Annotated in this window: 31 protein-coding genes and 1 other RNA gene; 19 read left to right on the top strand and 13 right to left on the bottom strand. The window is 64.0% G+C overall.

Annotation, left to right across the window (positions count from 1 at the left end):
* Position 1 precedes the first annotated feature (1 nt).
* A complete protein-coding gene (locus tag Q0C17_RS07925; protein WP_291204026.1) occupies positions 2 to 940 on the bottom strand; it encodes an NAD regulator in 939 nt (312 codons plus the stop codon).
* Entirely contained in the window at positions 937 to 1,554 is a 618-nt protein-coding gene (locus Q0C17_RS07920; protein WP_291204016.1) for an HD family hydrolase, read from the bottom strand. Before Q0C17_RS07920 ends, Q0C17_RS07925 begins: the two co-directional genes overlap by 4 nt.
* Positions 1,555 to 1,716: 162 nt before the next feature.
* Between Q0C17_RS07920 and Q0C17_RS07915 the strand changes: the two genes are divergently transcribed.
* Positions 1,717 to 1,866, top strand: coding sequence for a hypothetical protein (locus Q0C17_RS07915; RefSeq protein ID WP_291204014.1), 150 nt, complete (start codon positions 1,717 to 1,719; stop codon positions 1,864 to 1,866).
* 25 nt (positions 1,867 to 1,891) lie between these two features.
* On the opposite strand, the gene Q0C17_RS07910 is transcribed toward Q0C17_RS07915, so the two are convergent.
* The 5 genes from Q0C17_RS07910 to Q0C17_RS07890 form a co-directional block, all read right to left on the bottom strand.
* Entirely contained in the window at positions 1,892 to 3,028 is a 1,137-nt protein-coding gene (locus Q0C17_RS07910) for a beta-ketoacyl-ACP synthase III (RefSeq protein ID WP_366914779.1), read from the bottom strand.
* Positions 3,029 to 3,123: 95 nt separating this feature from the next.
* A complete protein-coding gene (locus Q0C17_RS07905; protein ID WP_291204002.1) occupies positions 3,124 to 3,402 on the bottom strand; it encodes a hypothetical protein in 279 nt (92 codons plus the stop codon).
* Positions 3,399 to 3,617, bottom strand: a complete 219-nt coding sequence (locus Q0C17_RS07900) for a hypothetical protein (protein WP_291203995.1) — start codon at positions 3,615 to 3,617, stop codon at positions 3,399 to 3,401. The genes Q0C17_RS07905 and Q0C17_RS07900 overlap by 4 nt, the downstream gene beginning before the upstream one ends.
* Complete coding sequence (locus tag Q0C17_RS07895; RefSeq protein ID WP_291203989.1) at positions 3,614 to 4,198, bottom strand: DNA-3-methyladenine glycosylase I; 585 nt, start codon at positions 4,196 to 4,198, stop codon at positions 3,614 to 3,616. Before Q0C17_RS07895 ends, Q0C17_RS07900 begins: the two co-directional genes overlap by 4 nt.
* On the bottom strand, positions 4,191 to 5,003 hold the full coding sequence (locus Q0C17_RS07890) for a folate-binding protein (protein WP_291203984.1): 813 nt from the start codon (positions 5,001 to 5,003) through the stop codon (positions 4,191 to 4,193). Before Q0C17_RS07890 ends, Q0C17_RS07895 begins: the two co-directional genes overlap by 8 nt.
* Before the next feature lie 213 nt (positions 5,004 to 5,216).
* Between Q0C17_RS07890 and Q0C17_RS07885 the strand changes: the two genes are divergently transcribed.
* From Q0C17_RS07885 to Q0C17_RS07855, 7 genes are all read left to right on the top strand, one after another.
* Complete coding sequence (locus Q0C17_RS07885; RefSeq protein ID WP_291203979.1) at positions 5,217 to 5,519, top strand: hypothetical protein; 303 nt, start codon at positions 5,217 to 5,219, stop codon at positions 5,517 to 5,519.
* A 5-nt stretch (positions 5,520 to 5,524) separates the two neighbouring features.
* Positions 5,525 to 5,689: a hypothetical protein gene (locus Q0C17_RS07880; RefSeq protein WP_291203976.1), complete on the top strand. Its 165-nt coding sequence runs from the start codon at positions 5,525 to 5,527 to the stop codon at positions 5,687 to 5,689.
* Positions 5,690 to 5,735: 46 nt separating this feature from the next.
* Positions 5,736 to 6,542: an ion transporter gene (locus tag Q0C17_RS07875; protein WP_291203972.1), complete on the top strand. Its 807-nt coding sequence runs from the start codon at positions 5,736 to 5,738 to the stop codon at positions 6,540 to 6,542.
* A gap of 63 nt (positions 6,543 to 6,605) precedes the next feature.
* Positions 6,606 to 8,021, top strand: a complete 1,416-nt coding sequence (locus tag Q0C17_RS07870) for a M20/M25/M40 family metallo-hydrolase (protein WP_291203968.1) — start codon at positions 6,606 to 6,608, stop codon at positions 8,019 to 8,021.
* Positions 8,022 to 8,122: 101 nt separating this feature from the next.
* Entirely contained in the window at positions 8,123 to 9,991 is a 1,869-nt protein-coding gene (locus tag Q0C17_RS07865; RefSeq protein WP_291203965.1) for a feruloyl-CoA synthase, read from the top strand.
* A 257-nt stretch (positions 9,992 to 10,248) separates the two neighbouring features.
* Positions 10,249 to 11,823, top strand: coding sequence for an acetolactate synthase large subunit (locus Q0C17_RS07860; RefSeq protein ID WP_291203958.1), 1,575 nt, complete (start codon positions 10,249 to 10,251; stop codon positions 11,821 to 11,823).
* A 142-nt stretch (positions 11,824 to 11,965) separates the two neighbouring features.
* On the top strand, positions 11,966 to 12,154 hold the full coding sequence (locus tag Q0C17_RS07855) for a hypothetical protein (protein ID WP_291203955.1): 189 nt from the start codon (positions 11,966 to 11,968) through the stop codon (positions 12,152 to 12,154).
* Between the two features lie 6 nt (positions 12,155 to 12,160).
* Here Q0C17_RS07855 and Q0C17_RS07850 read toward each other — a convergent pair whose 3' ends face one another.
* A complete protein-coding gene (locus Q0C17_RS07850) occupies positions 12,161 to 14,266 on the bottom strand; it encodes a S9 family peptidase (protein ID WP_291203952.1) in 2,106 nt (701 codons plus the stop codon).
* A gap of 128 nt (positions 14,267 to 14,394) precedes the next feature.
* Between Q0C17_RS07850 and ffs the strand changes: the two genes are divergently transcribed.
* An RNA gene (gene ffs, locus Q0C17_RS07845) (signal recognition particle sRNA small type) lies at positions 14,395 to 14,487 on the top strand.
* Between the two features lie 260 nt (positions 14,488 to 14,747).
* Here the strand turns inward: ffs and Q0C17_RS07840 are convergent.
* Entirely contained in the window at positions 14,748 to 14,900 is a 153-nt protein-coding gene (locus Q0C17_RS07840; RefSeq protein WP_291203947.1) for a hypothetical protein, read from the bottom strand.
* Positions 14,901 to 15,308: 408 nt separating this feature from the next.
* Between Q0C17_RS07840 and Q0C17_RS07835 the strand changes: the two genes are divergently transcribed.
* Positions 15,309 to 17,177: a ribonucleoside-diphosphate reductase subunit alpha gene (locus Q0C17_RS07835; RefSeq protein WP_291203944.1), complete on the top strand. Its 1,869-nt coding sequence runs from the start codon at positions 15,309 to 15,311 to the stop codon at positions 17,175 to 17,177.
* A 306-nt stretch (positions 17,178 to 17,483) separates the two neighbouring features.
* Positions 17,484 to 18,362 carry a lipid A-modifier LpxR family protein gene (locus tag Q0C17_RS07830; RefSeq protein WP_291203939.1) on the top strand — a complete coding sequence of 293 codons (879 nt, stop codon included), beginning with the start codon at positions 17,484 to 17,486 and terminating at the stop codon, positions 18,360 to 18,362.
* Between the two features lie 95 nt (positions 18,363 to 18,457).
* Here the strand turns inward: Q0C17_RS07830 and Q0C17_RS07825 are convergent, their stop codons facing one another.
* From Q0C17_RS07825 to Q0C17_RS07815, 3 genes are read right to left on the bottom strand one after another with little or no spacing between them, the layout of a single operon-like run.
* Complete coding sequence (locus tag Q0C17_RS07825) at positions 18,458 to 18,631, bottom strand: hypothetical protein (RefSeq protein WP_291203936.1); 174 nt, start codon at positions 18,629 to 18,631, stop codon at positions 18,458 to 18,460.
* Positions 18,632 to 18,691: 60 nt separating this feature from the next.
* Positions 18,692 to 18,892 carry a hypothetical protein gene (locus Q0C17_RS07820; RefSeq protein ID WP_291203933.1) on the bottom strand — a complete coding sequence of 67 codons (201 nt, stop codon included), beginning with the start codon at positions 18,890 to 18,892 and terminating at the stop codon, positions 18,692 to 18,694.
* Positions 18,876 to 19,445, bottom strand: a complete 570-nt coding sequence (locus Q0C17_RS07815; RefSeq protein WP_291203927.1) for an NYN domain-containing protein — start codon at positions 19,443 to 19,445, stop codon at positions 18,876 to 18,878. Before Q0C17_RS07815 ends, Q0C17_RS07820 begins: the two co-directional genes overlap by 17 nt.
* A 156-nt stretch (positions 19,446 to 19,601) precedes the next feature.
* On the opposite strand from Q0C17_RS07815, the gene rpoZ reads away from it, so the two are divergent.
* The 8 genes from rpoZ to recO are packed head-to-tail and all read left to right on the top strand — an operon-like array spanning position 19,602 to position 26,388.
* Entirely contained in the window at positions 19,602 to 19,952 is a 351-nt protein-coding gene (gene rpoZ, locus Q0C17_RS07810; RefSeq protein ID WP_291203924.1) for a DNA-directed RNA polymerase subunit omega, read from the top strand.
* Positions 19,953 to 19,960: 8 nt separating this feature from the next.
* A complete protein-coding gene (locus Q0C17_RS07805) occupies positions 19,961 to 22,228 on the top strand; it encodes a bifunctional (p)ppGpp synthetase/guanosine-3',5'-bis(diphosphate) 3'-pyrophosphohydrolase (protein WP_291203921.1) in 2,268 nt (755 codons plus the stop codon).
* On the top strand, positions 22,218 to 22,799 hold the full coding sequence (gene pyrE / locus Q0C17_RS07800) for an orotate phosphoribosyltransferase (protein WP_291203915.1): 582 nt from the start codon (positions 22,218 to 22,220) through the stop codon (positions 22,797 to 22,799). Before Q0C17_RS07805 ends, pyrE begins: the two co-directional genes overlap by 11 nt.
* The gene (locus Q0C17_RS07795; protein ID WP_291203909.1) at positions 22,799 to 23,557 is read left to right on the top strand and encodes a pyridoxine 5'-phosphate synthase; all 759 of its coding nucleotides are present in this window, start codon (positions 22,799 to 22,801) and stop codon (positions 23,555 to 23,557) included. Before pyrE ends, Q0C17_RS07795 begins: the two co-directional genes overlap by 1 nt.
* The gene (acpS, locus tag Q0C17_RS07790) at positions 23,554 to 23,964 is read left to right on the top strand and encodes a holo-ACP synthase (protein ID WP_291203902.1); all 411 of its coding nucleotides are present in this window, start codon (positions 23,554 to 23,556) and stop codon (positions 23,962 to 23,964) included. The genes Q0C17_RS07795 and acpS overlap by 4 nt, the downstream gene beginning before the upstream one ends.
* Positions 23,961 to 24,716 (top strand): ribonuclease III, encoded by a 756-nt coding sequence (gene rnc / locus Q0C17_RS07785; RefSeq protein WP_291203894.1) that lies wholly within the window; start codon positions 23,961 to 23,963, stop codon positions 24,714 to 24,716. The genes acpS and rnc overlap by 4 nt, the downstream gene beginning before the upstream one ends.
* Positions 24,713 to 25,660 carry a GTPase Era gene (gene era / locus Q0C17_RS07780; protein ID WP_291203891.1) on the top strand — a complete coding sequence of 316 codons (948 nt, stop codon included), beginning with the start codon at positions 24,713 to 24,715 and terminating at the stop codon, positions 25,658 to 25,660. Before rnc ends, era begins: the two co-directional genes overlap by 4 nt.
* Entirely contained in the window at positions 25,657 to 26,388 is a 732-nt protein-coding gene (gene recO / locus Q0C17_RS07775; protein WP_291203888.1) for a DNA repair protein RecO, read from the top strand. Before era ends, recO begins: the two co-directional genes overlap by 4 nt.
* Here the strand turns inward: recO and Q0C17_RS07770 are convergent.
* Positions 26,385 to 26,996 (bottom strand): glutathione S-transferase family protein, encoded by a 612-nt coding sequence (locus Q0C17_RS07770; RefSeq protein WP_291203883.1) that lies wholly within the window; start codon positions 26,994 to 26,996, stop codon positions 26,385 to 26,387. The genes recO and Q0C17_RS07770 overlap by 4 nt on opposite strands.
* Positions 26,997 to 26,998: the final 2 nt, after the last annotated feature.

The raw sequence follows: 26,998 nt of genomic DNA, 5'->3' as shown, positions 1-26,998 counted from the left end.
TTCAGTCCGCAGACTTTCTCGGCGTCGCCAGTCCTGGGCTCGAGAAGCTGCTCGCATGGTCGCGCCGGAAGGTGAAGAGTTCCGCAGGCCGCCCGCCCGTGCCGGTCTCCATCTGTCCGGTGCCTGCCACGAGGTCCGCCTTGTCCAGCGCCCGCCGGAAATTCTGCGTATGGAGCTGCAGGCCAAGAATGCCCTCCACGGACCGCTGCAGCGCCGACAGCGTGAACCGGTCCGGCATCAGCTCGAAGACCACAGGTCGATATTTGATTTTGCTGCGCAGGCGCGACAGGCCCGTCGCCAGAATGCGCCGGTGGTCGGAGGCCATGCTCCCGCCCAGCGAGATGCCCGGCTCCGGCAGGCCCGCATCGCGCGCGCATTCTGCCACCAGCCCCGCCTCGTAGAGCAACTCGTAGCGTTCCAGCACGCGCTCTTCCATCCAGCGCGCGCCGTCGAGGCCAAAGGCGATCTGCGCCCGGCCGAGCCGGCGGTCATTGCCCGCCGCCCAGGTCTTCAGGCGCGGCGCAATCTCCACTTCGATCATTGGCGGCCGCCGGACGCGGTGATCCTCCCATGGAAAATAATGATACCAGTCCTGCCAGCGTGCCTCGAACGAGGCGCCGGCCGGCCTTGCTTCGGGCGTGAGCGCGAGATAGCCCACTGAAATCACCCGCGCATCCGGAGGTGCGCCCGCCAGCGTTGCTTCCGGCGTCTCGCGGTCCTTGTCGCCAAACGTGTAGAGCTGTTCCACATAGCCGATTTCGAAGCCGGTCTGCTCGCGCACCCAGCCGCGCAGCGACAGGTCAAACGTGCGGTGGCCCGCCGGATCGAACGGGCCGAAAGGCAGGGCGCATTCTCCACTTGGCCGTCGCGTGACCAGCACTTGCGGCTCGCCGTCCTCCAGCGCCACCATCACCGCAGACAGGCCGATCATTACAGTCATTTCGCCGCTTCCTGCCGCGTCATCGCCGTCTGGATTTCTCCGAAGCGTTTCAGGAACAATGCCTGCGCCTCGGTCGGCGGCAGCGGCGCGAGCTTCAGTTTCAGCCCTTCCGGCGGCTTGCCGAAGAAGCCGTCCGATTCCGCCTCCGAAAAGCCTGCCAGCTGTACCGCCTCGAACCAGGCGCAGATATTGTCCGCCCGCTTGATTGTCTTCTTTAGCCCCGCCGGCGTTACAGCCTTCAGGCCGAAGCGCAGGTGCACCGCCTCCTGCAGGCGCGCCTCCACGCCCTTGTAGCTCTCGCCCAGCAACGCCTTGAACGGCGAGATCATGTCCCCGATCACGTATTCCGGGCTGTCATGCAGCAGCGCCGTCAGCTGGTCCGCCGGCCCGAGGCCAGGCTCCAGCTTTCGCATCAGCTTCTCCACCAGCACAGAATGCTCGGCCACCGAAAAGGCATGCTCCCCCCGCGTTTGCCCGTTCCAGCGCGCTACCCGGGCCAGGCCATGAGCAATGTCCTCGATTTCGATGTCGAGCGGCGATGGGTGCGCCAGGTCCAGCCGCCGGCCGGACAACATCCGCTGCCAGACGCGGGGCGGCTTAACAGATCGCTTCACGAGAGGCCTCCATCGGCGCATCTTTAAGGTATTGGTAGCACGGGTAAAGAAACCACGGCGATCCGGTTACAAACTCGCCCGATAGCGGTCACCATTCCCCAATGCCGCATTAAGGCATCTGGCGCATAACGGTCTCAAGAAAAAACGAGAGAGCGAAACGCGATGATGGAAGCCTTCTACAACTTCTTTTCCGGCCAGGGCTTTGCAGTGATGATGCTCGCCTGTGGCACACTGGTCGTCGTCGTCGAAGCCGTCCGCGCCAGCCGCCGCGCCCTCTGGGGCGACATGTTCACCGAAGATTTCGAGGAATAGGGGCAGGGGCTGATCGAGCCCTCGTTTACCCCACCTTCTCCACAAATACCGTCCCTGCCGAATAGCCCGCACCGAAGGAGCAGATCAGCCCCTTGTCGCCGGCGCGGAAGTCGTCCGAGTGCTTATGGAAGGCGATAATTGATCCCGCCGAAGACGTGTTGGCATAGGTGTCCAATACCGTCGGGCTCTCCTCATCGCTGGCCTCGTGGCCCAGCACTTTCGACGAGATCAGCCGGTTCATGTTGGCATTCGCCTGGTGCAGCCACATGCGCTTCAACTCGCCCGCTGGAATGCCCAGTTCGCTGGAATGTGCGGTGATCATCTCCGCCACCATCGGCACCACTTCCTTGAACACCTTGCGGCCTTCCTGCACGAAAAGCTTGTCCGGCGCGCCGACGCCTTCCGGCGCGGTGCGGTTCAGGAAACCGAAATTGTTGCGGATATTGTTCGAGAACTGCGTCTTCAGTTTCGTGCCGAGGATCTTCCAGTGCTGTTTCGGCGCGATGTCTTCGGCCTCCACCAGCACGGCGGTCGCCACGTCCCCGAAGATGAAATGGCTGTCCCGGTCGGTGAAGTTCAGGTGGCCTGAACAAATTTCCGGGTTCACCACCAGCACCGATTTCGCATTGCCTGACCGGATGAAATCCGCCGCCGTCTGGATGCCGAAGGTCGCAGACGAGCACGCCACGTTCATGTCGAACGCAAAGCCTTCGATGCCGAGGGCGTCCTGAACCTCGATCGCCATCGCCGGATAGGCGCGCTGCATGTTGGAGGCCGCGCAGATCACCGCGTTCACGTCCTTCGGATCACGCCCGGCCTTCTTCAGCGCCTCGCGCGCCGCATGCACGGCCATCTCGGCAAGGATCGAGATCTGCTCGTTCGGCCGCTCAGGCAGGCGCGGCGCCATGATGTCGGGGTCGAGCACGCCGTCCTTGTTCACCACATAGCGGCTCTTGATGCCGGAAGCCTTCTCGATGAACTCCACCGAGGAATGGGTCTTTGGCTCCATCAGGCCAGATTTTATCTCTGCCTCGTTCTCGCGGTTCCAGGTGTCGGCCCAGGCATTGTAGCTTTGCACCAGTTCGGCGTTCGAAATCGAATGGGGCGGGGTCCAGAGGCCGGTGGCCGAAATGACGGGGCGGGTCAAAGCTGTGCTCTCCATTGCCGGGCCGCGCAGGGCAGGTTTGCGCGCGGCCTCATGTCCTTATGTGACTCAACCTCTAGCGTGCGTTCCGCTTGGGGCCAAGGCTCGTGGCCTCAGGGCCAGGCGGCCCGTTTCGGCACGCCGTAGGCCTCCCGCAAGGCCTCGCGCTGCTCGCGGTCCTCGGCGGCCTCTCGTTGCTTCTCCTGGAAGGCCCTTTCGGCATCCGCCGCCGCGGTCATCACTTCGGTCTGGCAGCGGTCCCGCGCGTCCGGATCGGCGATCCGGGCGCATTCGGCCAGCATTGCTGCGTCCGCTTTGTCGGTCCAGGTCTGGCAACCCGCCAGCGCCGTTGCGGCAACCAGTCCGGCAGCCAGTGCGCCAGCCCGGCTCATTGCGGCGGTTGAGCTTTCCGCTGGGCTTCCCGCTTCACCGAAGTGGCCACATCGGCCACCACGTTCTTCATGCAGCGGTCGCGCGCTTCCTCGGTTTCCTCGCCCGCGCACGCGTCCACCGGATTGGCGTACGATGCCGGCTGCTCGGCCGACCGGCAGGCGCTGGTCATCGCGAGCACGCCAACGGCGGCAAACAGTATCAACTTGGTCTTCATGTGTGCTTCCTCACAGCCCTGTGCCGGGGGCAGCTTACCTCATGGTCATTGACCATGCCAACTGCCTGCGCCCATGCGTACACAATCGTCGGCCCCACGAACTTGAAGCCGCGCTTCTTCAGGTCCTTGGACATCGCTTCTGACCAGGGCGTGAAGGTTGGCGCCTGGCGGAAGTTTTCCCACTTCCCGTGGATCGTCTTGCCGCCCACCCAGCCCCAGCAATAGTCTGAAAAGTCCTCACCCTCCTCCATCATGGAGAGATAGGCCTGCGCATTGCCGATCACCGCTTCGATCTTTTTCGGGCTGCGGATGATGCCGGGATTCTCCAGCGCTTTGGCTGTCCGCTTCGAGGTCCATCGGGCGAGGCGCTCCGGGTCGAACCCGTCGAATTCTTCCCGAATCGACTCGCGCTTCCTCAATATCGTGATCCAGCTCAGACCCGCCTGCATGCCGTCGAGCTGCAACTTTTCCCACAGCGCCCGCGCATCGCGCTCCGGCACGCCCCATTCGGTGTCATGATAGTCGCGGTAAAGCTTGTCACTCGCCGGCGCCCAGCCGCAACAAGGTGTATCGTCACTCATCGGACGGCGCCTCCAGCAAGGCTTTCACTTCGGCGATCAGCCAGGGCGCGCCGTCAATCTCTGCCGCCGCATCATTCACTGTCACCGGCTCCTTGGCCTCGATTGCCTTTGCAAGCCGGTCCGTCCGGATCAGCGCCAAGCCTTCGCCATCTGCGGCGCTCGTCACTGTGCCCAGCAGGTTCGCGCCCGCACGCACTTGCGCGCCCGACGCCAGCGATTTGCCCTTCACCCGGACCGTCCGTTTACGGATCAGCGCCTTGCGCTTCATCCGGCTCGCAACTTCCTGGCCGACGAAGCAGCCTTTCTTGTAGTCGATGCCGTCCATCAGATCCATGTTGATGTCAGTCGGGAACACTTCTGCTGCGCGGAAATCGCGGCCCCATTCCGGAATGCCCGCGCTGATCGCCAGCGCGTCCCAGCGGGGCAGGGGCGCCTCGGCCTCTCGCGCCGTGGCAACCGACCGGTGCGGCAGCTTCCCTGTCCTCGGATCGGCCACGCCTTCCGCATCAATCACTGGAACCAGTGCCTCGTCTCGCACGATCTCCACGGCCGAACGCAGCCGGAACATTTTCAGCCGCTTCACAAGATCCTCGGCCGCATCCTCGTGCACGTCGATCAGCACGCCTTCGGGCGTCCGGTGCGCAATGTAGTCTGCAATCACCTTGCCCTGCGGCGTCAGCAACGCGCCGTACCGCGCTACCCCCGCCTCCCAGCCGGCCACAGTATGCGTCACCGTCCGCTCCAGCAGCGCCAGCGTGTCGGAGCCTTCAAGACGGAGTATCGCGCGGTTCGGGAGGCGGTGCATGCCCAACGGTTTAGTCCGCCCGCCTTCCCGCCGCAATGCCCGCCCGCGCCAACCTCATACACGCCATCGCGGCACTCGAAGCCACGCCTTGGGCCGCATCCGGACGAACCAGTCATGCTCTTTCCGGCCCTGAGATATCTTTGTTTCTGTCGTGCGTTTGAGGGAAGCGCCGTAGCTCTTCAAGAGGACTAATGCATTGGCCGGAACACTGCCGTGCTCGCCATTGTCGGCTCGCTGGGTTTCGTCGGCTATCAGATTCGCCGGAAAAGGAGGGCATTGAGGGCGACGGCTCACCAGGCCGTCAGCGACAGTTTCAGCGCGATCAACAGGCTCATTGCAAGCGATCCGGGGATTGCGCGCCTGCGGCGTGTCGGCCTTTCAGGTTTGGACACGCTCGACGATGATGAGCCTACATCCTTCGGCTTCATCGCGCTCGGCCACATGCGCATCTTTGAGATGCTGCACTACCAGTCCCTCACGGGGGGCTGGAGCCGAAGCGGTTCGAGGCAGAGCTGAGCACTTTGAAGTGGAGCATCACCAATCCGGGAATCGCGGCGTGGTGGTCCGGCAATCCGATCTCGCGCAGCGCCCAATACCGGGCCTTCGCCAAGGATCCCGCCTATGTCGCCCTGATCGATGGCATCGTCGCCGAGACTGACGCCAAACCGAAGCCGCCCCCCCCGTGACACCGCCGCCCTGACCCGCCATAAGCGCCAATCAGGAGAAGACGGAATGACCGAGACGACCCCGGAGCGCAAACCGCTAGGCCTCAGGCGCACGCTGGTCTGGCTCTATGAAGGCGTGGGCAAGTGGCCCGTCACGTTCCGCTGGGCGGTGCTGATCTTCGATATTCTGACGATCGGCTATTTCCTCGTCTCGCCCTTCATTCCGAAGGAGGGCTATCACTTCTGGCTCGACTATGTGATCGGCGGCATCATCGCGCTCGACCTTTTGGCGCGCTTCTACATAGCGCCAACCAAGCGGCGCTTTTTCCAGCGGTTCATGAACATTGCCGATCTCATCGTGGTGTTCACGATGTTCGCGCCTCTGATCTCGCAGAACTATGCCTTCCTGCGGATCATCCGGGCCCTGAGGATCGCGCGCGCCTTCACTTTTCTGCGCGACAACAGTCCGCTGTCCAGATACTTTCACCTGCACCGGGTCGTGATCGAGCGGGGGATCAATGTCGTCGTCTTCCTCTTTATCATGTCAGCCCTCGTCTATGCCGACCAGGTGAACAAGCCCGGCTCGGATGTGCACAACTATCTTGACGCCTTCTATTTCACGGTCACCAGTCTGACGACGACTGGCTATGGCGACATCACCCTCGTTGGCTGGACGGGCAGGGTGCTGCCGATCATCATTATGCTGCTCGGCGTCACGCTCTTCCTGCGTCTGCTGCGCGCCCTCGTCACGCCTTCCGACAAGGCCGAAGTCGAGTGCACCAATTGCGGCCTGTATCGGCATGACCGCGACGCGGTGCACTGCAAACATTGCGGCGAGGTGGTCTATATCGAGAATGAGGGGTTTGACCCCTGATCGGGGCTTGCCCTTTCTCCCGCGCTGCGCGAGCAAGGAAGCTGAAACCGCCCGGAGGCCCCCATGAAACTCAAACTCTTCCTCCTCTCGGCCGCGCTGCTGCTCGCCGCGCCGCTCGGCCGCGCCGAGGAGCGCACGCCGTTTGAACAGTCCGCTCGTGAGATGTACCAGACGGCCGTCGAGATTCGCACCGCGCGCGGCCAGGCGAAGACGCCCGAGCTGGTCGACTATCTCGTCCGTGAGCTGAAGGCTGCCGGCTTTGCTGATGCTGACATCCGCATCACTGACCATGACAATAACGGCGAGGCGGTTCAGGGCCTCATGGTTTGGTACCGCGCCGAGGGCGCTGCAGCGCAGAAGCCGATCGTGCTGCTCGCCCACATGGATGTCGTCGATGCCCTGCCGGAAAGCTGGGTGCGCTATCCGTTCGAGCTGATCGAGGAAGACGGCTATTTCTTCGGGCGCGGCACGGCCGACAACAAGTACGGCGTCATCAGCCTCGTGTCCACTTTCATCCGCTTGAAGCAGGAAGCCTTCAAACCGAACCGCGATCTCGTCATTGCCCTCTCGGGTGACGAAGAGACCGGCATGGTCTCCACGCGCGCGCAGGCGGAATATGTCGCGGCGACGGTCGACCCCGCCTATGTGCTGAACGCCGACGCCGGCGGCCTGACGCTGGACACTGACGGCACGGCCCTGTTCTACAGCGTGCAGGGCGCCGAGAAGACCTATGCCTCCTTCGAACTGACGATCAACAATCCGGGCGGGCATTCGTCTGCGCCGCGGGCGGACAACGCCATCTATGAACTCGCCGCGGCGCTCAAGAAGATTGAAGCCTACACTTTCCCGGTCCTGCACAGCCCGCTGACGATTGCCTCGTTCAAGGCCGCCGGCGCGCAGACGCCCGGCCCGCTCGGTCAGGCGATGCTCGCCTTCGCGGCGAACCCAGCCGACGCGGCCGCCATCGCGGCGCTGCGAGCTGATCCCTCCACCGTCGGCACGCTCGGCACCACCTGCATCCCCACGATGTTGCGCGCCGGTCATGCCGACAACGCGCTGCCGCAATGGGCCACCGCCACCATCAACTGCCGCATCTTCCCGGGCGTCGGCATCGAGGCGACCGAGAAGACTCTCATGGAAGTCATCGGCAATGACGACGTGAAGTTCAAACTGATCTCCACCCTCGTCGAAAGCCCGGAATCAAAGCTGCCGGAAGACGTGCTCGCCGCGCTGAACGTCTCGCTGGCCGAGCGCGGCCTGGGCGGGCTCGCCATCCTGCCGCACATGTCCTCAGGCGGGACCGACGGGATGCACTACCGTAACCTCGGTTATGACACGCTCGGTATCGGCGGCAGCGGCGCGAAGCTGAACGACACCTTTGCCCACGGTCTCAACGAGCGTCTGCCGGTCGCCTCATTCTATGACGGCCTGGACCATTGGTACGTGATTCTGAAGGAACTGGCGGGCGCCAAGGAGTAGGGCGGGGGGCTTGCCCTTTCCGCCGCACTGCGCGAGCAATCAGCAACACGCACACATGCACGGCGCCTTCCGGGAGGCCTGCTGGAGGTAGGAATTCGCCCATGAGCAAAACTGCGCATATCCCGTTCCGCGAGGTGCCCTACCTTCCGCTGAAGCTGAAGATCGACCGCCGCCCCGACGGGACGATCTATCTCGAAAGCGGCCTGCCGCTGAAGGCGCACCCGCCGCACATGCTCGCCCCGCTGGAGAAATGGGCGGCCGACCGGCCGGACCAGGTCTGGCTCGCGGAGCGCTGGCCGGAAGATCCCGCGCAGGATGACTGGCGCAAGGTGACCTATGCTGAAGGCCTCGCCGCGGTGCGCCGCATCGCCGCCGCCTTCCTCAGTGAGGGGGCAGGGCCGGATGCGCCGGTAATGATCCTGTCGAAGAACTCCATCGACAATGCACTCGTCATGTATGCCGGCATGTGGGTGTCCAGTCCCGTCGTGCCGGTGACGCCTGCCTATGCGACGCTGAGCCAGGATCTCGTCCGCTTCCGCTACATCGACGACCTGACCAGCCCGAAATTCATCTATGTGGAAGACGGCAAGGAATACCAGCGCGCGCTGGACGCGCTCGACCTGACCGGCCGCATCGTCATCTATTCGCGCAACGCGCCGAACGTGCCGCGCGCCGTAAGCCTCGAGGATTTTGCCGGGCAGACCGGGCCGGCGGTGGACGAAGCCTATGCAAAGCTGACGCCTAAGACGGTGGCCAAGTACATGCTCACCTCCGGCTCGACCGGCGAGCCGAAAGCGGTAATCAACCTGCACGGCATGGTGGCGGCGAATGCCAAGATGATCCGCTCGGTCTGGGACGAGGAGCGCCTCGACGAGATCACCGGCGGCCCGCAGGTGATGGTAAACTTTCTGCCCTGGAGCCATACCTACGGCACGCATTCCATCCTGCACAATATGCTGGACTGGGGCGGCACGCTTTACATCTGCCACGGTGCGCCGACGCCGCAGCGCTTGGCCGAGATGCTCCGTAACCTGAAGGAAATTCCGACCACGCAGCACACCACCGTGCCGCAGGCCTGGGCGGCGCTCGCCACTGCGCTGGAGCAGGATGACGGGCTCGCCGAAGTCTTCTTTTCGCGCCTCACCTCGATGGCTTATGGCGGAGCCTCGATGGGGCAGGACATCTACGAGCGTATCCAGGAAGTCGCAGTGCGCATCACCAGTGAGCGCATCTCGCTCTCTGCCGGCTATGGCGCGACCGAGACTTCGCCCACCGCCTCGAACGTTCATTGGCCGAATGACAAGATGGGCTTGATCGGCCTGCCGCTGCCCGGCAACACGTTCAAGCTGGTGCCCGCCGGCGAGAAGCTCGAACTGCGCGTCAAGGGCGTCAACGTCACGCCCGGCTATTTCCGCAATCCGCAAAAAACCGCCGAGGCCTTCGATGAGGATGGCTATTACCGCCTCGGCGACGCCGTGAAGTTCGTCGATCCTGGCAAGCCGGAGAAGGGCCTCGCCTTCGACGGGCGCACGGTGGAGGAATTCAAGCTGGTCAGCGGCACCTGGGTCTCCACTGGATCAGTCCGCGTGGCCGCCGTCGCGGCGAGTGGGGGGGTACTGTCGGACGCGATCGTCTGCGGGCTTAATCGTGAAGAGATCGGCCTGCTCGGGTTTCTCAACGAGGCTTATTGCCAGCGCCTCGCCGGAGCGCCGCTTGGGCTGGAAGAGCTCGTCCGCCATCCGTCAGTTGAAGCGGCGCTGCGAGACGGATTTATGGCCTACAACAAGAAGAATCCCAACGCCGCGGCCCGAATCGCCCGCCTGCTTCTGCAGGCCAGCCAGCCCCAGGCGGACCTCGGCGAGATAACCGAAAAGGGATACATCAACCAGTCCCGCACCCAGGAGTTGCGGGCCGAGCAGATAGAACGGCTTTATTCCGCGGACGCCTTTGCCGGTAAGTTCCTGTTTTGACACCTGTCGGAGCATACGTACCGGTGGTTTGCAGCGGGGCTGCTCAGAAAAGGGTCGATTTCTGACATTCGGGATGTATATTCCCGCCCAAGCTGCAGTGAATGCTGCAGCCCAGCCATTCCCCTTTGGCTATGGCGGGCCGCAGGCCGTTCATGGAAGACCCCCTTGCTTCTAGAGCGATCTGCGGCCCGTTTCGCTTTTGCACCCGCTCCTGAATTCGCCTAAGCACGCCTGAAAGATCACTTCGGGAGGCGGAATTGGCAGACACAACCAGCAGCGTGAAAACCGGCGCGGAGGCCCTTGTCTCGACCCTGGCCAACCACGGCGTCACCGCCTGTTTCGCCAATCCCGGCACCTCAGAAATGCACCTCGTCACGGCGCTCGACCATGAGCCGCGGATCAAGTCCGTGCTGTGCCTGTTCGAAGGCGTGGCGACCGGCGCCGCCGATGGTCATGCGCGCGTGACCGGCCTGCCGGCAATGACACTGCTGCATCTCGGCGCGGGCTATCTCAATGGCGGCGCCAATATCCACAATGCCAAGCGCGCCTGGACGCCGATGATCAACGTGATCGGCGACCATGCCGTGCCTCACCTGCGCTATGACGCGCCGCTGACCTCAAACATTCTCGGCCTTGCCGGCCCGAACTCCGTCTGGATCAAGTCGGCCGACCGGGTGGCGGAAGCCGGCAATCTCGCCGCCGAGGCCTGGGAGGCGAGTTTCGGGCCTGTGCCGGGGCCGGTTTCGCTGCTGCTGCCCGCCGACACCGCCTGGACCGAAGGCGGCAAGCCCGGCGCACAGCGCGCGCGCCCGAAGCTGCGCGCCCCGGATGCGGACCGGATCGCGGCTGCGGCAAAGGCCGTGCGCAGCGCGATGAAGCCGGTGATCCTGATCAACGGTACGGCCTTGACGCCAGCGGGCCTTGCGCAGGCGGCGCGCCTCAAGGCGGCAGGCATCCGTGTACTGACGGATACCTTCTTCCCGCGAATGGCCCGCGGCGCGGGTCTTTTTGCGCCGGACCGGATGCAATACTTTGCCGAAGGCGCGATGGCTGATCTGGAAGGCGCCGACCTCATGCTGGTCGCCGGCACGCAGGTGCCGGTCGCGTTCTTCGCCTATCCGGGCCGGCCCAGCGTGCTGGTGCCGGAGGGCTGCACACCGCTGGTGATTGGCGGTCCGGAAAGCGACGCCGCCGCGATCCTCGCCGCGCTGGCCGATGCGCTCGGTGCGAAGGGCGCGGCCGATCCTGCGCTGCTGGACATTCCCGGTGCACCAACCGGGGCGCTGAACGCTGCGACAGTCGGCGCCTCCATCGCGCGCCACATGCCGGAAGGCACCTTCGTTTCCGATGACGGCGTCTCCAATGGACTGCCTGCCTTCATGATGACCGGCCGTGCTCGCCCGCACGAGTGGATGATGCTGACCGGCGGCGCCATCGGTCAGGGCATGCCGCTGGCGCTCGGCGCAGCGGTAGCGGCCAAAGGGCGCGCGAAGGTTCTGTGCCTCTCGGGCGATGGCGCCGGCATGTATACGAACCAGGCCCTGTGGAGCATGGCGCGTGAAGGTGTGGACGTAGTGAATGTGATTTTCGTCAATCATTCCTACCGCATACTGAACATCGAACTCGCCCGCACTGGCGCCGGCAATCCGGGCCGTGTGGCGGAAGACCTGCTCGGCCTCGGACGCCCGGAGATCGACTGGGTGAAACTCTCCGAAGCCCAGGGCGTGCCGGCGGTGAATGCGAGGGCGGCGGAGGAGTTTGATGCGGCGCTTGAGCGCGCCTTCGCAGAGCCGGGGCCGCACCTTATCGCGGCGCATGTGCCGGCGCGCTGAAGTCCCTCTCCGGCCACAACCGCACCTCTCGCGAGGTGAGCGCCTCATTCGGTGATCGCCGGGCCGGCAATTGCCGCCTCATGGAACCGCTGCCGGAGTCCAGCGTTTGTGATTGAGTTTCCTCAGTCACCCAAGGTGTCCCATGTCGTCCTTCGCGCTCTATCTGACCGGCTTCATCATCCTGATCGGAGGTCTCTGCTACGGCGCCTACCTGCTTGGCCTCCAGCCGGTCTGGATCGGCACCGGCGCCGTGGTGCTCACGGGTATCGGCGTCATAACGGCCGTCAGCAAGACCCGCCGCCGGGACGAGTCGCCTGCCAACGAGACCTGAAGCAGCCTACTGCGCGGATGTCTCGACCGCCGCAGCGACCGGCGCGGCGGGCGCGCCTGCTGCTTTCGCCGGATCATATTTCGCGAACCAGCCCATGATATTGTCCGTGAGGGCAATCAGGCGGCTGGGACGCGCGGTGATGCCGTGGGAGGCGCCGGGGATGCGGATGAGGGCGGTGTCGACGCCGTTCATCTTGAGGCCGGTGTAGAATTGTTCGGCTTCCCAGGCGGGCGTGCGGAAGTCTTCCTCACCCACCATCATCAGCGTCGGCGTCACCACCTTGTCGACGTAGCGGATCGGTGAGAATTTCAGGAAAGCCTCGGGGTCCGTCCAGGGGTCGGCGCGTATCCAGTGGCGGCGCACGTATTGCGAGATGTCGGCGGCGAGTGCCATCGTCATCCAGTTGATCACCGGCTTGATTGAAGCGGCGGCCGCAAAGCGGTCGGTCTTGGTGACGATCCAGGCGGTGAGGATGCCGCCGCCCGAACCTCCGGTCACGAACAAACGGTCTTTGCTGACATAGCCGCGCGCGACGAGTTCGTCGGTGATGCTCATCAGGTCGTCATAGTCGTTGCCCGGATAGGCCTTGTCGATGGCATGGGCGAAGTCCTCACCATAGCCGGTCGAGCCGCGCGGGTTGGACCAGACGGTGACATAGCCTTCGGCGGCGTAGCGCTGGATCTCGCTGGCGAAGAAGGGACCGTACATCTGGAACGGGCCGCCATGAATCTCGAGCAGCATAGGGAAGCTGCCATCCGCCTTGAAATCATGAGGCAGCGCGATCCAGGCCTCGATTTCCTTGCCGTCATGGCTGGAGGCGACCTTGATCTCCTCGATGCGCGGCATCTCGAGATAGGGGATCAGATCATCGTTCAGCGCGGTCAGCACCCTCTGGCCCTTGCCGTCGAGGCCGGTGCTGGCGACTTCCGAAGGGCGGTCGGCAAAGCCGGCGGTATAGGCGACCAACGGCTTCTTTCCGCCGCTCACGGAGAAACTGCCATCCGCATAGGGTCGGCCGATGGAGGCGCCGCCGATATCAGTGACGACCTGCGAGGTCTTCCCGTCAAGGCCGACGCGGTAGAGTGTCAGCACGCCGTGATCGCCAACGAGGGAGAGGAGGCTCTTGTTATCCGGCGTCCAGACGGTCTGGTCGAAGCTGCCGAAGAAATCTGCGGCCAGCTCGGTGGAGCCCGAGCCGTCGGCGTTCATCACATAGAGATTATCCTGCTGGTAGGAGAGGACCTTGTCGTCATAGCCGCGATAGGCGACGCGCTTACCGTCCGGCGAAACAACCGGGCCATAGTCCGGGCCGTCGCGGGTCGTCAGCGGGCGGACGGAGAGGTCCGACAACTCGATGGCGTAGATTTCGCTTTCGACCGGGTCCATGTCGCGGTCTTCAGCTCTGTTGCCGGAGGCGAGAAGGGTGTCGTTGTCCAGCCAGGCGGGCTGCTGCATCGAGGCTTCGCCCGAGGTGACCTGGCGCGGCGTGCCGCCCTCTACCGGCAGCGTGAAGACATGCGTCGACCCATCCTCGAGATAGCCGGCGCCATCGGCGCGGAACTGGATATTGTCATACACCTTGACCGGCTCGCTCCAGGCCGCGCCCTCCGGGGCGGCAGGGGGCTTGGCGAAGCCCGGCTTTTCTCCGGGTACGAACATCGTGAAGGCCAGCGTCTTGCCGTCCGGCGACCAGACGGTCTCCGAGGGGCCCTGCTGGAATTGGGCGAGCGAGAAGCTGCGGCCGGTATCGAGATAGAGGATCCGGATTTCCGGCTTGGTGCCATTGGTCGTCGAATAGACGAGGCGCGAGCCATCCGGAGACCAGCGCGGATTGGTGGCGGAGACGCCGGTCACTAAGGGGCGGTGCGCGCCGCTCGCCACATCGAGGCTCCAGAGCGAGCCGATGTCACGGTCAGCAATCCGGTCCATCGCATTGCGTACATAGACGATGGTCTTGCCGTCAGGCGAGATCTGCGGGTCGGTGGCGTATTCTATGTCGAACACGCGTTCGGCCGTAAAGCGCTTGGACGGCGCCTTTTCGGTTTCCGCAAAAGTGGTCTGCGCGGCGAGGACAGCGGTAAGGGCCGTCAGGGTAAGGGTGCGGCTGATCATGGAGCCCTCCGTCAGCGGTGTGTGGACGAAGGGCTAACATGAGGTGGAACAAGGCGATAGCGCGGAATCGGGCGTCAGGTGGAGGCCGAGCTTGCGATTCTGCCGCCCCTCCCGCATATAGCCCTCGGAGGCAGGCGGCGGACGGGTCGCTCGCCAATCGGGTCAGGCGGGGAACCGAGCAGCCCTAACGAGCTTCAGCCCGGGTCGTTTGCCTGTCTCCACCCTGATCCGACTTCGCCGTGATCACTGCCGCCTCGCGCGCGAGGTCATTCTCCGACGGGTCCGAGATCGAGGCATAGACGCGGCCGAAGCGTTCGCTTTTCTGCGGCACAGCATCCTTACCTGCGCCCGCTGAAAGCGCCCGCCAGACGAGTTCCGAGCAGTAGAGGCTTTTTTCGCTCTTCAGGGAAAAGCCCCGGCCGAAAGGCATGCCGACGGCGTCCTCGATCGTGGCAGAGCTCCAGAGGGCGCCGATGATCACTTAGGCGTCCGAGTCGGGCAGCTTCGGGCCGTCATAGGTAGCGGTCGATTCGTTCCCGGTGTTGAAGTCGATGGCGCGGGCCATGCGCTCGCAGTCGCTCAGGTAGTAGTACTGAATATACCCGTTTGCGACTGCCGATTCGGTACGGCTCATCAGGCCGGGACAGGCGTTGTGGGCCTGCTGGGCCAGCGCGGAGAGAGGCGCGGCGGCCCCGCCGGGCTGGCGCTTGCTCCGGGCGCCGTGTCGCGTTGTGAGATGGCCGGGAGGGAAAAACCAGAAGCGCAAGCGCCTAAAAAGCGGGTTTCATGGTCCGGCCTTTCGGGTGTCGCTTGAGAAAGGCTACATCCTGTCCAAAGCCCCTGCAACACGGGCGATCCGGACCCGCCGTTAACCTTTGATTCAGGAGTTATCCACCCCTTCTTTGACGGATTTGCGAAATGCACCGTTGACCCCCTATTAACCTTCGGACACTATATGTTGTGTCAGGGAAGAGGCGCCGGACCAGATATGGTCGAAACGCCCCGGAATCCCAGTAAAACCAGATGATTCAGGAGGGTCGCCATGCGGGCTACCAACGCTACATCCGTCGCCAAAGAAGCCGCTCGCAAGGGCAAGCCGAAAACAGGCGCCGAAGCGAAGATCACGCTGGTGCAGGGCCACTCCATCCAGACCGATCCGTCGCGCGATGCGCTGCTGACGGATTTCGGCAAGAAGACGCTCGATGACCGCTATCTGCTACCGGGTGAGTCCTATCAGGACATGTTTGCCCGCGTGGCCTCCGCCTTTGCCGACGATGCCGGCCATGCCCAGCGCATCTATGACTATATCTCGAAACTCTGGTTCATGCCGGCGACGCCGGTGCTGTCGAACGGCGGCGCAGATCGCGGCCTGCCGATTTCGTGTTTCCTCAACCAGGTCGGCGATTCGCTGGACGATATCGTCGAGACCTGGACCGAAAACGTGTGGCTCGCCTCGAATGGTGGCGGCATCGGCACCTATTGGGGCAATGTCCGCTCGATCGGCGAGAAGGTCGGCCAGAACGGGCAGACCTCAGGTATTATTCCGTTCATTCGGGTGATGGACTCGCTGACGCTGGCGATCTCGCAAGGCTCGCTGCGCCGCGGTTCGGCCGCCTGCTATCTCGACATCCACCACCCGGAAATCGAGGAGTTCCTCGAGATCCGCAAAGCCTCCGGCGACTTCAACCGCAAGAGTCTCAACCTGCATCATGGCATCAACATCACTGATGCTTTCATGGAGGCGGTCCGCAACGACGAGGACTTCCCGCTGATCTCGCCGAAATCCGGCGATGTGCTGAAGACGGTCAATGCCCGCAAGCTGTGGCAGAAGATTCTCGAGCTGCGCATGCAGACCGGCGAACCCTACCTTCTGTTCACCGACACCGTAAACAATGCGATGCCGGCCCACCAGAAACGCCTCGGCCTGAAGGTCACGCAGTCGAACCTCTGCTCGGAGATCACGCTGCCGACCGGCGTCGACCATCGCGGCGTCGACCGCACGGCCGTCTGCTGCCTCTCCTCGGTAAACGCCGAGACGTTCCTGGAATGGTCGAAAGAGCCGATGTTCATGGAGGACGTGTTCCGCTTCCTCGACAACGTGCTGGAAGACTTCATCGAGCGCGCCCCGCCGGAAATGTCCCGCGCCGTCTATTCGGCCAAGCGCGAGCGGTCGGTCGGCCTCGGTGTCATGGGCTTTCACTCCTTCCTGCAGGCGATGAATGTCTCGCTGGAGAGCGCGACGGCGAAATCACTGAACCTCAAGATCTTCAAGCATATCCGCCAGGGCGCGGATGCGGCCTCAGTGAAACTCGCCAAGGAGCGTGGCCCCTGCGAGGACGCGCGCGATGTCGGCATGATGGCCCGCTTCTCGAACAAGCTGGCTGTGGCCCCGACGGCGTCGATCTCGATCATTTGTGGCGGCACCTCGGCCGGCATCGAACCGATCCCCGCCAACGTCTACACGCACAAGACCCTGTCGGGTTCGTTTACAGTCAAGAACCAGCAGCTCGAGACGCTGCTCGAGTCCAAGGGCCTGAACACGCCGGATGTCTGGATTTCGATCCTCGAGCACGAAGGTTCGGTCCAGCATCTCGATTGTCTCGACCAGCAGGAGAAGGATGTCTTCAAGACGGCTTTCGAACTCGACCAGCGCTGGATCATCGAACTGGCGGCGGACCGCACGCCGTTCATCTGCCAGTCCCAGTCGCTGAACCTGTTCCTGCCGGGCGATGTGTCCAAGTGGGATCTGCACATGTTGCACTGGACGGCGTGGGAGCGCGGCCTGAAGTCGCTCTACTATTGCCGGTCCAAATCTGTCCAGCGCGCCTCGTTCGCCGGCTCAGAGAAGCTGGAGACGGAGAAGATGGACGCCGAGAGCACCGACTATGACGAGTGCCTCGCCTGCCAGTAGGCCCGCGCCAAGGTTGATCGCCGAAAGGCCCGGACGGCCCGCCGAGAGGTGGGCCGTTCTGCGTTCGGGCTGCTGCATTTTCGCCAATTATCTCAACAGGTTAATCATGCGGTAAGATGTTCTGGCGCGGTTCTTGCGACAAAATTTACCTGAAAATCCGGGAACTGCAGAGGCTTCTGAACGTTCAGGATCTGTATTGAGGAATTAATCTTTGAAGCGTGTTTTGGCCTTGGGACGCCTGAAAGCTTCATGGTAGATTAGTGGAACAGGGTCATTTTCTTACGAGTGTGAGTAAGGAAGCTGACCGTGAAAGGTTTTAAGGGAATGGTGTACGCAATCGCATCCAGCCTGATCACCCTGGCCTGCCAGGGATGTGTGGCGACGGGCGCGGACTATTATGCCAGCCTGGAGCCGGCTGTTGCGCCATCGCTCGGCATGACAATGGCAGTGCCAGGTTCGTTCGGAGACGGTGCACTCAACACGCCGACCGGTAACGCCTTCGCCGGTTCTCCGCTCGCCATCTCGACCCCCATTCCTGCCGGCATTCGCCTGACGGCGCCCGACGCGCCGGTCTCGGTTGTCGCCGGCGGCGCCCCGCCAGCCGCGTTCAGCCTTTCCGGCTCGGGCATGAGCGGCGTGCCAGACGCCGACGTGAACTTTGGCTGGAGCGCCAACCCCGCGATCGCCTCGGTCGCTGCCCAGCTCGCCTCAAGCCGCTACGGCCAGCCGAACCCCGAATACAACGACATGTCGCTCGGTGTGTCGATTGCCGCGACCAGCGGCCAGACCGGCCTCGGCTTCGACGTCGGCCTTGCTCCGCGCGTGGCCATCCGCGATGGCGGCGACCTGCGCGGCCGCAGCATCGGCGGTGAACTCCGCTTCGGTCAGGGCCTCGACCTGGCAGATGGCCCGTCGCCAAAAGGCTGGTACGTGTTTGTCGGCGCCGACGGTGAAGCGCTCGTCTGGGATACCGAACTCAATACGCTCGGCATGAACACACTGACCGATGTTCAGATGACGGATCAACTGACTGTCGGCGACCTTCAGGCCGGCTTCTCCATCCAGCGCGCGGGGGGCGAGCTGTCGCTCAGCTATATCCGCCGCGAGATCGAATTCAGCGACCGCAACAAGACACTGCAGGATACCGAAGATTTCGCCGGCATCACGTTCACGATGCGGCGCTAATGCTACGTTGCCGAACCCATTGCGATTGACTCCTCTACCCCTGCTTCGGCAGGGGTTTTGTTTTTGGACTCCGACGCGCGCGGGCAATACGCAGTTCAGGGAAAGTCGACGGGGCCAAGGCGCGCCGGGCCAATATGGCAGAAAGCCTGGATGTGCGGCCCAGGGGCGGCGAGCACGGGATCGATCTCGTCAGGCCTGACCGTCGCCCGCAAGGCGATCGCCGTTGCTTCGATATAATTGCCGGGTGCGTGGTTGTGATGGGAGCGCAAGACCTGCGCCTCGGCTGTGTGCTCATCCCGGCTGCCCGAAGGCAAGGTGACTGACGGATGTCAGAGCGCGACGAGGAACGCGCGCAAAACGGCTGGATGGACATCAGCGAAAGCCAGAGTTGGACCGACCACAAGCCGGCGTGGGAACCTCCGCCACACGCCTTCGGTCGCCTTGCAGGTGAGGTTGTCAGTGACCAGGTCGATCTCGCCTTCGCGCCAATTCACGCCGGCGGCGCTCCCCGGCTCAGTCCTCGTCGTCATCCTGCGGCGCGTCGCCGGTTTCGCGGCGGGGGCGGGCGATCAGTTCGCCGAGGTCTACGAGCTCGATGAACGTATCCGCCTCGCGGCGCAGGTCGTCGGCGATCATCGGGGGGGTGGCGTTCATGGTGGAGACGACTGAAACCCGGACACCCTTTGCCTTCACGGACTCGACGAGGCGGCGGAAGTCGCCATTGCCGCTGAACAGGACGATGTGATCGGCCCAGCCGGCGGCTTCCAGCATGTCGACGGCCAGCTCCACATCCATGTTGCCCCGCACCCGCTTGCGTCCATCGCGGTCGACGAACTCCCGGGCCGGCTTCTTGACCACGTTGAAGCCGTTATAGGCCAGCCAGTCGACCAGCGGGCGGATCGGGCTGTAGTCGTCGTTCTCGACGAGGGCCGTATAGTAGTTGGCGCGGATCAAGCGCCCTCGGTTCTGGAACTCCTTGAGGAGCTTGCGGAAATCGATCTCCAGGCCGACCGCGCGGGCGGCCGAGTAGAGATTGGCGCCGTCGATGAACAGGGCCAGGCGCTCATCCTTGTAGAAGGCCATTGGCAATACCCTTTTCTTCAAATAGGAGGGGCCAATAAATTGCCCGGAAACGTGTATTCACATCGCTTACCTGTCCTAGCGGAACCCTGCAAGGATTGGGTTGCCGCGATGTGTTGCAGCGCATATAAAGGGCGGTTCTCAGGAGATTTTCCCGAAATGGCCCGCGTTACTGTCGAAGACTGCATCCAGAAAGTCCCCAACCGGTTCGAGCTCGTCCTGCTCGCCGGCCACCGTGCGCGGATGATCCGCGAAGGCTCGCCGCTGACCGTCGACCGGGACAATGACAAGGATCCGGTCGTGTCGCTGCGCGAGATCGCCGACTCCTCGATCGACCTGAAAGTGGTCAAGGAAGCGCTGATCTCGAACCTGCAGGACATCCGTCCGGGCGAAGAGAACGAGCGCGAAGCCGACCGCCAGGCTCTCATGGCTGCTCCGGCCGCCACCGAGGACGACGTGCTGCGTGCCTACCAGGCTGAAATCGAATCCGGGCGCGACGACCGCCTCTAGGAGAGCAAATGGACGGCAGCGCCCTTTCCGGTCCGGAAAAAGGGGCTGGCGCAAACGCTGGCAAGACGACCGCTGCGCCGGATGGCGCCGGAGCGCTGCCGCCGGTTCCTACCCGCGAAGAGCTGATTGCCAAGGTGCGGGCCTATCACCCGCGCGTGCGCTCCGAGCTGCTCGGCCGGGCCTATGACTTCGCCAAGAAGCATCACGGCGAGCAGATGCGCGATTCCGGCGAAGTTTATTATTCCCACCCGATCCGCGTCGCAAACCTGCTGGCGGATGTGCGCCTCGACGAGGTGACGATCGTTGCAGGGCTGCTGCACGACGTAGTGGAAGATACAGACATCGACATCGGCGACATCGAGGTGCGCTTCGGCGCGGATGTGGCGGAGCTGGTCGACGGCGTGACCAAGCTCGACAAGCTGGAGTTTACCTCCAAGGAAGCGGCGCAGGCGGAGAACTTCCAGAAGTTCATCCTTGCGATGACGAGCGATATCCGCGTGCTGCTGGTGAAGCTCGCCGACCGGCTGCACAACATGGAGACGCTGCACCACCGCAAGAAGCCGGAAAGCCGGCAGCGGACGGCGCGCGAGACGATGGACATCTATGCGCCACTGGCGCGCCGCGTGGGCCTCTATGACGTGGCCGCGCGAATGGACGATCTCGCTTTCCAGGAACTGAACCCAGAAGCGCGCCGTGCGATCCTCTTCAGGCTGGAAGAACTCGACCGCGAGAACCGCGGCGACCTCGACCGGATCCGCGACGACCTCACCAAGCTGCTCGACGCCACCGGCATCCGCTACCGTCTCAAGGGCCGGCGCAAGCAGCCCTATTCGCTGTGGCGCAAACTGGAGCGCAAGTCGATCTCCTTCCGTGACGTTGCGGACCTGTTCGCTTTCCGCGTGATCCTGGACAATGTGCCGGACTGTTATTCCGTACTCGGTGCAATCCATACGCACTGGTCATGCATTCCGGACCGGTTCCGGGATTTCATCTCGGTGCCGAAGCCGAACGGCTATGCGAGCCTGCACACAACCGTACGCGCCAGCGGCAACCGCCGCGTCGAGTTGCAGATCCGGACCGAGGCGATGGACCGAACGGCTGAATACGGCGTGGCGGCGCACTGGGGGTACAAGAACCGTGCCTATGGCTTTGACGTGGACTCCGCGCGCGCGGCCGGTCTTGACCCGGAAGCTAACCTGAAGGCCTTTGCCGAACTCTTGCGCGATGGAGCCGAGCCGGGTGAGTTTCTCGAGCATGCCAAGCTCGAGATGTACCGGGAGCATGTGTTCACCTTCACACCGAAGGGCAAGCTGATCATTCTGCCAGCAGGCGCCATGCCCCTGGACTTTGCCTATGCCGTTCACTCGGCCGTGGGTGACACGACCACCGGTGCACGAATCAACGGCGAGGAAAAATCCATGCGCCGGCCGCTGAAGAATGGAGATGTGGTGGACATCATCCGTGGGCGGGCGCCGGCGCCGGTGATCGGCTGGGAGGCGATGACCTATACCGGCCGGGCGAAATCCAAGCAGCGCAAGCTGGAGCGCGACCGGGAAGCGGCCGAGTTTCGCCGGCTTGGCGAGGGCCTGATCAACCAGGCGCTGCGCCGCGCAGGCGCCGAACCTGTGGACGTTATGCTGATCGACGTCGCCAACAAGATCGGCATTTCCTCGATCGATGACCTGAGAGAGGATGTGGGCCGGGGCAAGCTGCAGACGTCGGCGGTAGTGAATGCCGCGTTCCCGGGCTATGCCGCCGAGCGCACGGACGATGCCGACAAGACGCCGATCGACAGCCGCCATGCGCCGCTGTTCGTAGAAGGCAAGGATCTGATGCCTGGCGTGACGCTGCATCTCGGCCAGTGCTGCCGACCGCTGCCGGGCGACCGTATCATCGGCGTCCAGGTGCCCAACAAGGGGCTCGTGGTGCACATTTCCAGCTGCCCGCGCCTTGCCGAGTATGACGACCGGCCGGAACTGTGGCGCGACCTGAAATGGACCGAACTTGCGAAGACCGGCGCAGTGGCAACTGCGCGTATACGGATCAATGCGTCCAACCAGAAAGGCGTGCTCGCCAAGCTCTGCTCCGCCGTAGCGGAGTCGAACGGAAACATCGTTGGCATCTCGACCGGCACGCGCCAACCCGATTTCATTGAATTGCTGATGGATATTGAAGTGGAAGACCTGAAACGCCTGACCCAGATTCTGGCGGCCCTGCGCTCGCTGGCCGTTGTCGACCGCGCCGTGCGCGACCAGGAGAGCCAGGATGAACAGTGATCAGGTACTCGACGTGTTCCGCGATGCCGGCGCGCTGATGGAGGGGCATTTCATCCTCTCTTCGGGGCGCCGCAGCCCGGTCTTCCTGCAGAAGGCGCTGGTCTTTTCGCGCCCTGACCTTTCGGAGAAACTCTGCAAGGCGCTGGCACAGAAGCTGACGGCGAAGTTCGGGAAGATCGACGTCGTCGCAGGCCCCGCCGTCGGCGGGATCATTCCCGGCTATGAGATTGCCCGCCATCTCGGCGCGCGGGCGATCTTTGCCGAGCGCGTGGACGGTAAGCTGGAATTCCGCCGCGGCTTTTCTATCGGTGAGAATGACCGTGTACTTATTGCCGAAGATATCGTGACGACCGGCCTCTCGTTCCGCGAGACGGTTGAGGCGCTCGACAAGTTGCCGGGCAGGGTTGTGGGCGGGGCCTGCATCATCGACCGCTCCGGCGGGCGCGCCGATGTCGGCTGCGAGCTGGTCTCACTCGCTCAGGTGAACTTCCCGGACTATTCAGCCGATGCGCTGCCGCCCGAGCTGGCCGCGATGCCGGCGGTGAAGCCCGGCTCGCGGGGGCTTGCCTGATGGCGGGCTTCCTGCGCCTCGGGGTCAACATCGACCACGTTGCCACAATTCGCAACGCGCGCGGCGGGCCGCATCCGGATCCCGTGCGCGCAGCGCAGATCGCTGAAGCCGCGGGCGCCGACGGCATTACCATCCACTTGCGTGAAGACCGCCGCCACATCCGCGACGGCGACCTTGAAGCCATTCGCCGCGCGACGCGCCTGCCGATCAATCTGGAAATGGCGGTCACCGACGAGATGGAGGCGATTGCAACGGCGTTTCGTCCGCATGCGGCCTGTCTCGTGCCGGAGCGGCGCGAGGAGCGTACGACCGAAGGTGGGCTTGATGTCGCCGGCATGCACAACCGGATCGCGCCGATGGTCGAGACGCTGCGCCGCGCGGGCGCGCGCGTGTCGCTGTTCATTGAGCCGGATCCGGTTCAGATCGCGGTGGCGGAAGTGCTCGGCGCGCCGGTCGTGGAACTTCACACTGGAAAGTATGCGGAACTGTGGCTGGACGGCGGGGCTGAGGCCGCGGCGCCCGAGCTGGAGCGGCTGAAGTTTGCGGCAGCCGATGCGCGCCGCCGGGGCATTGAGCCGCATGCCGGGCACGGGCTGACCTTTGACAATGTCGGACCGGTCGCGGCGATCTCCGAACTGGCCGAGCTGAACATTGGCCACTTCCTGATCGGCGAAGCGATCTTCATCGGGCTCGACGCAGCAATCCGCGAAATGCGTCGCCGCATGGACATCGCGCGCGGGGCTGTTGCGGCGGCATGATCATCGGCATCGGCAACGATCTCTGCAATATCGAGCGCATCCAGCGCTCGCTTGACCGTTTTGGAGAACGGTTCGAGACGCGCGTTTTTACGCCATACGAGATTGCGAAGGCGCGCGGCCGGCGGCGTGTAGCGGAAACCTATGCGAAGCGGTTTGCGGCGAAGGAGGCCTGCGCCAAGGCGCTCGGAACCGGCGTGCCGCGCGGAGGCGTGCATTGGCAGCACCTGGGCGTGGTCAACCTGCCATCAGGCAAGCCGGGCTTCGAGCTTACGGGCGGGGCGGCGGCGCGGCTCGCGAAGCTGACGCCCCCGGGACACCGTGCGGTGGTGCACCTGACACTGACAGACGATCATCCGTGGGCAGAAGCTCAGGTGATCATCGAAGCCATCCCATTGGCAGCGCCATGAACCAGGCTCGCCCCAAGCGTACGCGCCAACGCGCTGCGGCCAAGGCCGTCCGGCCGGGCCTCAGCGAGGCCGCCGTTCTCGCGGCCGAGACGGCCTGCGGCCACCGGTTCAAGGACAAGGCGCTTCTGCTTACGGCGCTGACGCATCCGAGCGCGGTGAGCGCGGCGGAGTCGCTGCATCATGCGAACCAACGGCTGGAATTCCTCGGCGATAGGGTGCTGAACCTGTTGATCGCCGAGCGCCTGATCGACCGGCGCCGCAACGAGACCGAAGGCGATCTGGCGCCGCGGCTTAACCGGCTTGTGAAAAAAGGTGCGTGTGCGGAGGCTTTCCGGCATCTTGGGCTCGGCGCCTTCCTGCTGCTTTCAGACAGCGAAGTGGCAAGCGGCGGGCGCGAGCGGGAATCGACACTGGGAGATGCCTGCGAGGCGGTGATCGCAGCGATTTACGTCGACGGCGGCCTTGCAGCAGCGCGTAAGTTTGTCGAGAAAGGCTGGGCCCCGCAGTTCAACAGCGGGCCGGCCGAAATGAAGGATCCGAAGACTCTGCTGCAGGAATGGGCGCAGGGGCAGGGTCATCCGCTCCCGGAATATGTCGTCACCGGCCGCTCCGGCCCGGATCATGCACCGGAATACCAGGTTGAAGTGCGCATCGCGCAGAACGGGACGGCCGCCGCAACGGGCCCCTCCAAGCGCGACGCCGAGCGGCAAGCTGCGGCGCGCATGCTGGAACAACTGAAAGGGAATACATGAGCGAACAGGCCGTAACTCATGCAGGCTTCTGCGCTATCATCGGCGCGCCGAATGCTGGCAAGTCGACGCTGACCAACCGGCTCGTCGGGCAGAAGGTGGCCATCGTCACGCACAAGGTGCAGACGACGCGCTTTCCGGTGCGCGGCGTGGCGCAGGTCGGCGCGGCGCAGGTGGTAATCGTCGATACGCCCGGCATTTTTGTCGCCAAACGCCGGCTGGACCGCGCGATGGTGAAAGCGGCGTGGGGCGGAGCGGATGATGCTGATGCGATCGTGCACCTGATCGATGCCTCGGCCTGGGTGGCTGAGCACGAGGGCCACACGACCGGCGCGCAGCGCCACTCAATCGAGGACGATCAGCGGGTCATCAGCCAGTTGAAGGATGCCGGCAAGCACGCGATTCTGGCGTTAAACAAAATCGACCTCTTCCCGCATGATCGTGTGCTGCCGATCATGGCGAAACTCAGCGCCGAGGGTGTCTACGAGGAGATCTTTATGATCTCCGCCGAGAAGGGCGACGGGGTTGACAAACTGGCCGCCGCAATCGCGTCGCGCATGCCGGAGAGCGAAGCGCTCTACCCGCCGGACCAGATTGCCGACCTGCCGATGCGTGTGCTGGCGGCGGAAGTGACGCGCGAAAAGCTGATGCTGCGCCTGCATCAGGAGCTACCCTACCAGCTGACGGTTGAGACCGAGAGCTGGGAGGAACGCAAGGATGGGTCAGTTCGTGTACAGCAGGTCATCATTGTGGGGCGCGAGGGCCACAAGGCGATGGTTCTGGGCAAGGGCGGCGCACTGATCAAGGAAATCGGCCGGCAGGCCCGAATTGAACTGACGGAAATGCTGCAACGGCCGGTGCATCTGTTCCTGTTCGTCAAGGTGGACGAGCGGTGGCAGGAGAAGCGCGAGAACTACTCCGGTTTCGGCCTCGAATTTGATGTATGAACTGGTCCGATGACGGAATAATCCTTGGTGGGCGCCGCTTCGGCGAAGGCGGCCTCATCCTTGATGTTCTCACGGCAACCCGGGGCCGCCGGTCCGGCCTCGTCTATGGCGGCGCCTCCCGAAAGCGGCGGGCGCACTACGATTCCGGAAATACGGTGGCGCTGTCCTGGTCGGGGCGGCTGGATGACCAGCTGGGCCGGTTTGACATGGCAGAGCCGCGCAAGGAGCGCGCCTCGCGCCTGCTGGATGATCCGGCGGCGCTGGCGGCGGTTTCCGCGATCACGGCGATGCTCCGCGCCAGCATGAACGAGGGCGATGCCGCTGGATCGAACCTCTATGAGGCAACGATGGTGCTGCTCGACGAACTCGGTAACGGGGACATCTGGCCGGCGCTGTATGTGCGCTGGGAGTTGGGATTGCTTTCAGCGCTGGGCTTCGGGCTGGACCTTGAGGAATGCGCGATATCCGGCGCCAATGACGGGCTGACGCACGTCTCGCCGAAGACCGGGCGCGCTGTGCGCGGGTCGGAAGCCGAGCAATACCTCGACCGGCTCCTGGCCCTGCCGGATTTCCTCATGCGGCCTGCGGCGGCAGTGAAGCCCGGCGACATTGCCGCCGGGCTGAAGCTGACCGGTCACTTCCTGGAGAACCGCCTGTTCGCCGCCGTGCACCGGGGCGTGCCGCCGGAGCGGGAGCGCCTGGTTCTCCGCCTGCTGACGAAGCCCTAGGCCTTCACGCTCGCGCGCGCGCCGACGGCCGCGAACCAGCGACCGATGTTTTTCAGCTCCGGGTTCAGCGGCTGGCCTACGGCGCCGCCGAAGGCGAGGAAGCAGAACAGCAGCACATCGGCGAGTGAGAACTTTTCGCCGGCGACGAAGGTGCGGCTCGCGAGCTGCGCGTCCATGAAAGCGAGGCCGTCCTGCGCCTTGGCCTTCAGGCCCGGGGCCGCTTCCGGCAGGCAGCGCATGCGCGCCTGGAACATCGGCAGGCCCTCGGAATAGCGAAAGCCCGAGGCGAGCGGTTCGACGATATTGAGATCGACCCAGCGGGTCCAGCGGCGCGTCTGGGCGCGCTCTTCGGCAGTCTTGCCGATCAGGCTGTCGCCCGGGAATTTCTCGTCGAGGTATTCGCAGATGGCGGTGATTTCGGTGACGACCGAGCCGTTATCCAGCACCAGCGCCGGCGACTGGCCGGCGGGATTGGTCTTCAGGTAATCGCCCTCGCGGTTCTTGCCCTTCAGGATGTCGATGTCTTCGAGCGGTAGGGTGATGCCGCGCTCGGCCATGAACATGCGCACGACGTGCGGATTGGGGCCTACAGAATTGATGAGCTTCATGG

Source organism: Hyphomonas sp. (assembly GCF_022844445.1).
Lineage (GTDB): Bacteria > Pseudomonadota > Alphaproteobacteria > Caulobacterales > Hyphomonadaceae > Hyphomonas.
Note: the sequence above shows the minus strand (reverse complement) of the source record. Positions and strands in the feature narration are given on the sequence as shown.

Coding starts and splice junctions, on each gene's coding strand:
- era (WP_291203891.1), top strand. CDS start 24,713: ATGAGCGAACAGGCCGTAACTCATGCAGGCTTCTGCGCTATCATCGGC.
- Q0C17_RS07840 (WP_291203947.1), bottom strand. CDS start 14,900: ATGAGCCGTACCGAATCGGCAGTCGCAAACGGGTATATTCAGTACTAC.
- pyrE (WP_291203915.1), top strand. CDS start 22,218: ATGAACAGTGATCAGGTACTCGACGTGTTCCGCGATGCCGGCGCGCTG.
- Q0C17_RS07870 (WP_291203968.1), top strand. CDS start 6,606: ATGAAACTCAAACTCTTCCTCCTCTCGGCCGCGCTGCTGCTCGCCGCG.
- Q0C17_RS07815 (WP_291203927.1), bottom strand. CDS start 19,445: ATGGCCTTCTACAAGGATGAGCGCCTGGCCCTGTTCATCGACGGCGCC.
- Q0C17_RS07820 (WP_291203933.1), bottom strand. CDS start 18,892: ATGACGACGAGGACTGAGCCGGGGAGCGCCGCCGGCGTGAATTGGCGC.
- Q0C17_RS07925 (WP_291204026.1), bottom strand. CDS start 940: ATGACTGTAATGATCGGCCTGTCTGCGGTGATGGTGGCGCTGGAGGAC.
- rpoZ (WP_291203924.1), top strand. CDS start 19,602: ATGGCCCGCGTTACTGTCGAAGACTGCATCCAGAAAGTCCCCAACCGG.
- Q0C17_RS07795 (WP_291203909.1), top strand. CDS start 22,799: ATGGCGGGCTTCCTGCGCCTCGGGGTCAACATCGACCACGTTGCCACA.
- Q0C17_RS07905 (WP_291204002.1), bottom strand. CDS start 3,402: ATGAGCCGGGCTGGCGCACTGGCTGCCGGACTGGTTGCCGCAACGGCG.
- recO (WP_291203888.1), top strand. CDS start 25,657: ATGAACTGGTCCGATGACGGAATAATCCTTGGTGGGCGCCGCTTCGGC.
- Q0C17_RS07875 (WP_291203972.1), top strand. CDS start 5,736: ATGACCGAGACGACCCCGGAGCGCAAACCGCTAGGCCTCAGGCGCACG.
- acpS (WP_291203902.1), top strand. CDS start 23,554: ATGATCATCGGCATCGGCAACGATCTCTGCAATATCGAGCGCATCCAG.
- Q0C17_RS07855 (WP_291203955.1), top strand. CDS start 11,966: ATGTCGTCCTTCGCGCTCTATCTGACCGGCTTCATCATCCTGATCGGA.
- Q0C17_RS07770 (WP_291203883.1), bottom strand. CDS start 26,996: ATGAAGCTCATCAATTCTGTAGGCCCCAATCCGCACGTCGTGCGCATG.
- Q0C17_RS07850 (WP_291203952.1), bottom strand. CDS start 14,266: ATGATCAGCCGCACCCTTACCCTGACGGCCCTTACCGCTGTCCTCGCC.
- Q0C17_RS07915 (WP_291204014.1), top strand. CDS start 1,717: ATGATGGAAGCCTTCTACAACTTCTTTTCCGGCCAGGGCTTTGCAGTG.
- Q0C17_RS07835 (WP_291203944.1), top strand. CDS start 15,309: ATGCGGGCTACCAACGCTACATCCGTCGCCAAAGAAGCCGCTCGCAAG.
- rnc (WP_291203894.1), top strand. CDS start 23,961: ATGAACCAGGCTCGCCCCAAGCGTACGCGCCAACGCGCTGCGGCCAAG.
- Q0C17_RS07805 (WP_291203921.1), top strand. CDS start 19,961: ATGGACGGCAGCGCCCTTTCCGGTCCGGAAAAAGGGGCTGGCGCAAAC.
- Q0C17_RS07900 (WP_291203995.1), bottom strand. CDS start 3,617: ATGAAGACCAAGTTGATACTGTTTGCCGCCGTTGGCGTGCTCGCGATG.
- Q0C17_RS07890 (WP_291203984.1), bottom strand. CDS start 5,003: ATGCACCGCCTCCCGAACCGCGCGATACTCCGTCTTGAAGGCTCCGAC.
- Q0C17_RS07895 (WP_291203989.1), bottom strand. CDS start 4,198: ATGAGTGACGATACACCTTGTTGCGGCTGGGCGCCGGCGAGTGACAAG.
- Q0C17_RS07910 (WP_366914779.1), bottom strand. CDS start 3,028: ATGGAGAGCACAGCTTTGACCCGCCCCGTCATTTCGGCCACCGGCCTC.
- Q0C17_RS07865 (WP_291203965.1), top strand. CDS start 8,123: ATGAGCAAAACTGCGCATATCCCGTTCCGCGAGGTGCCCTACCTTCCG.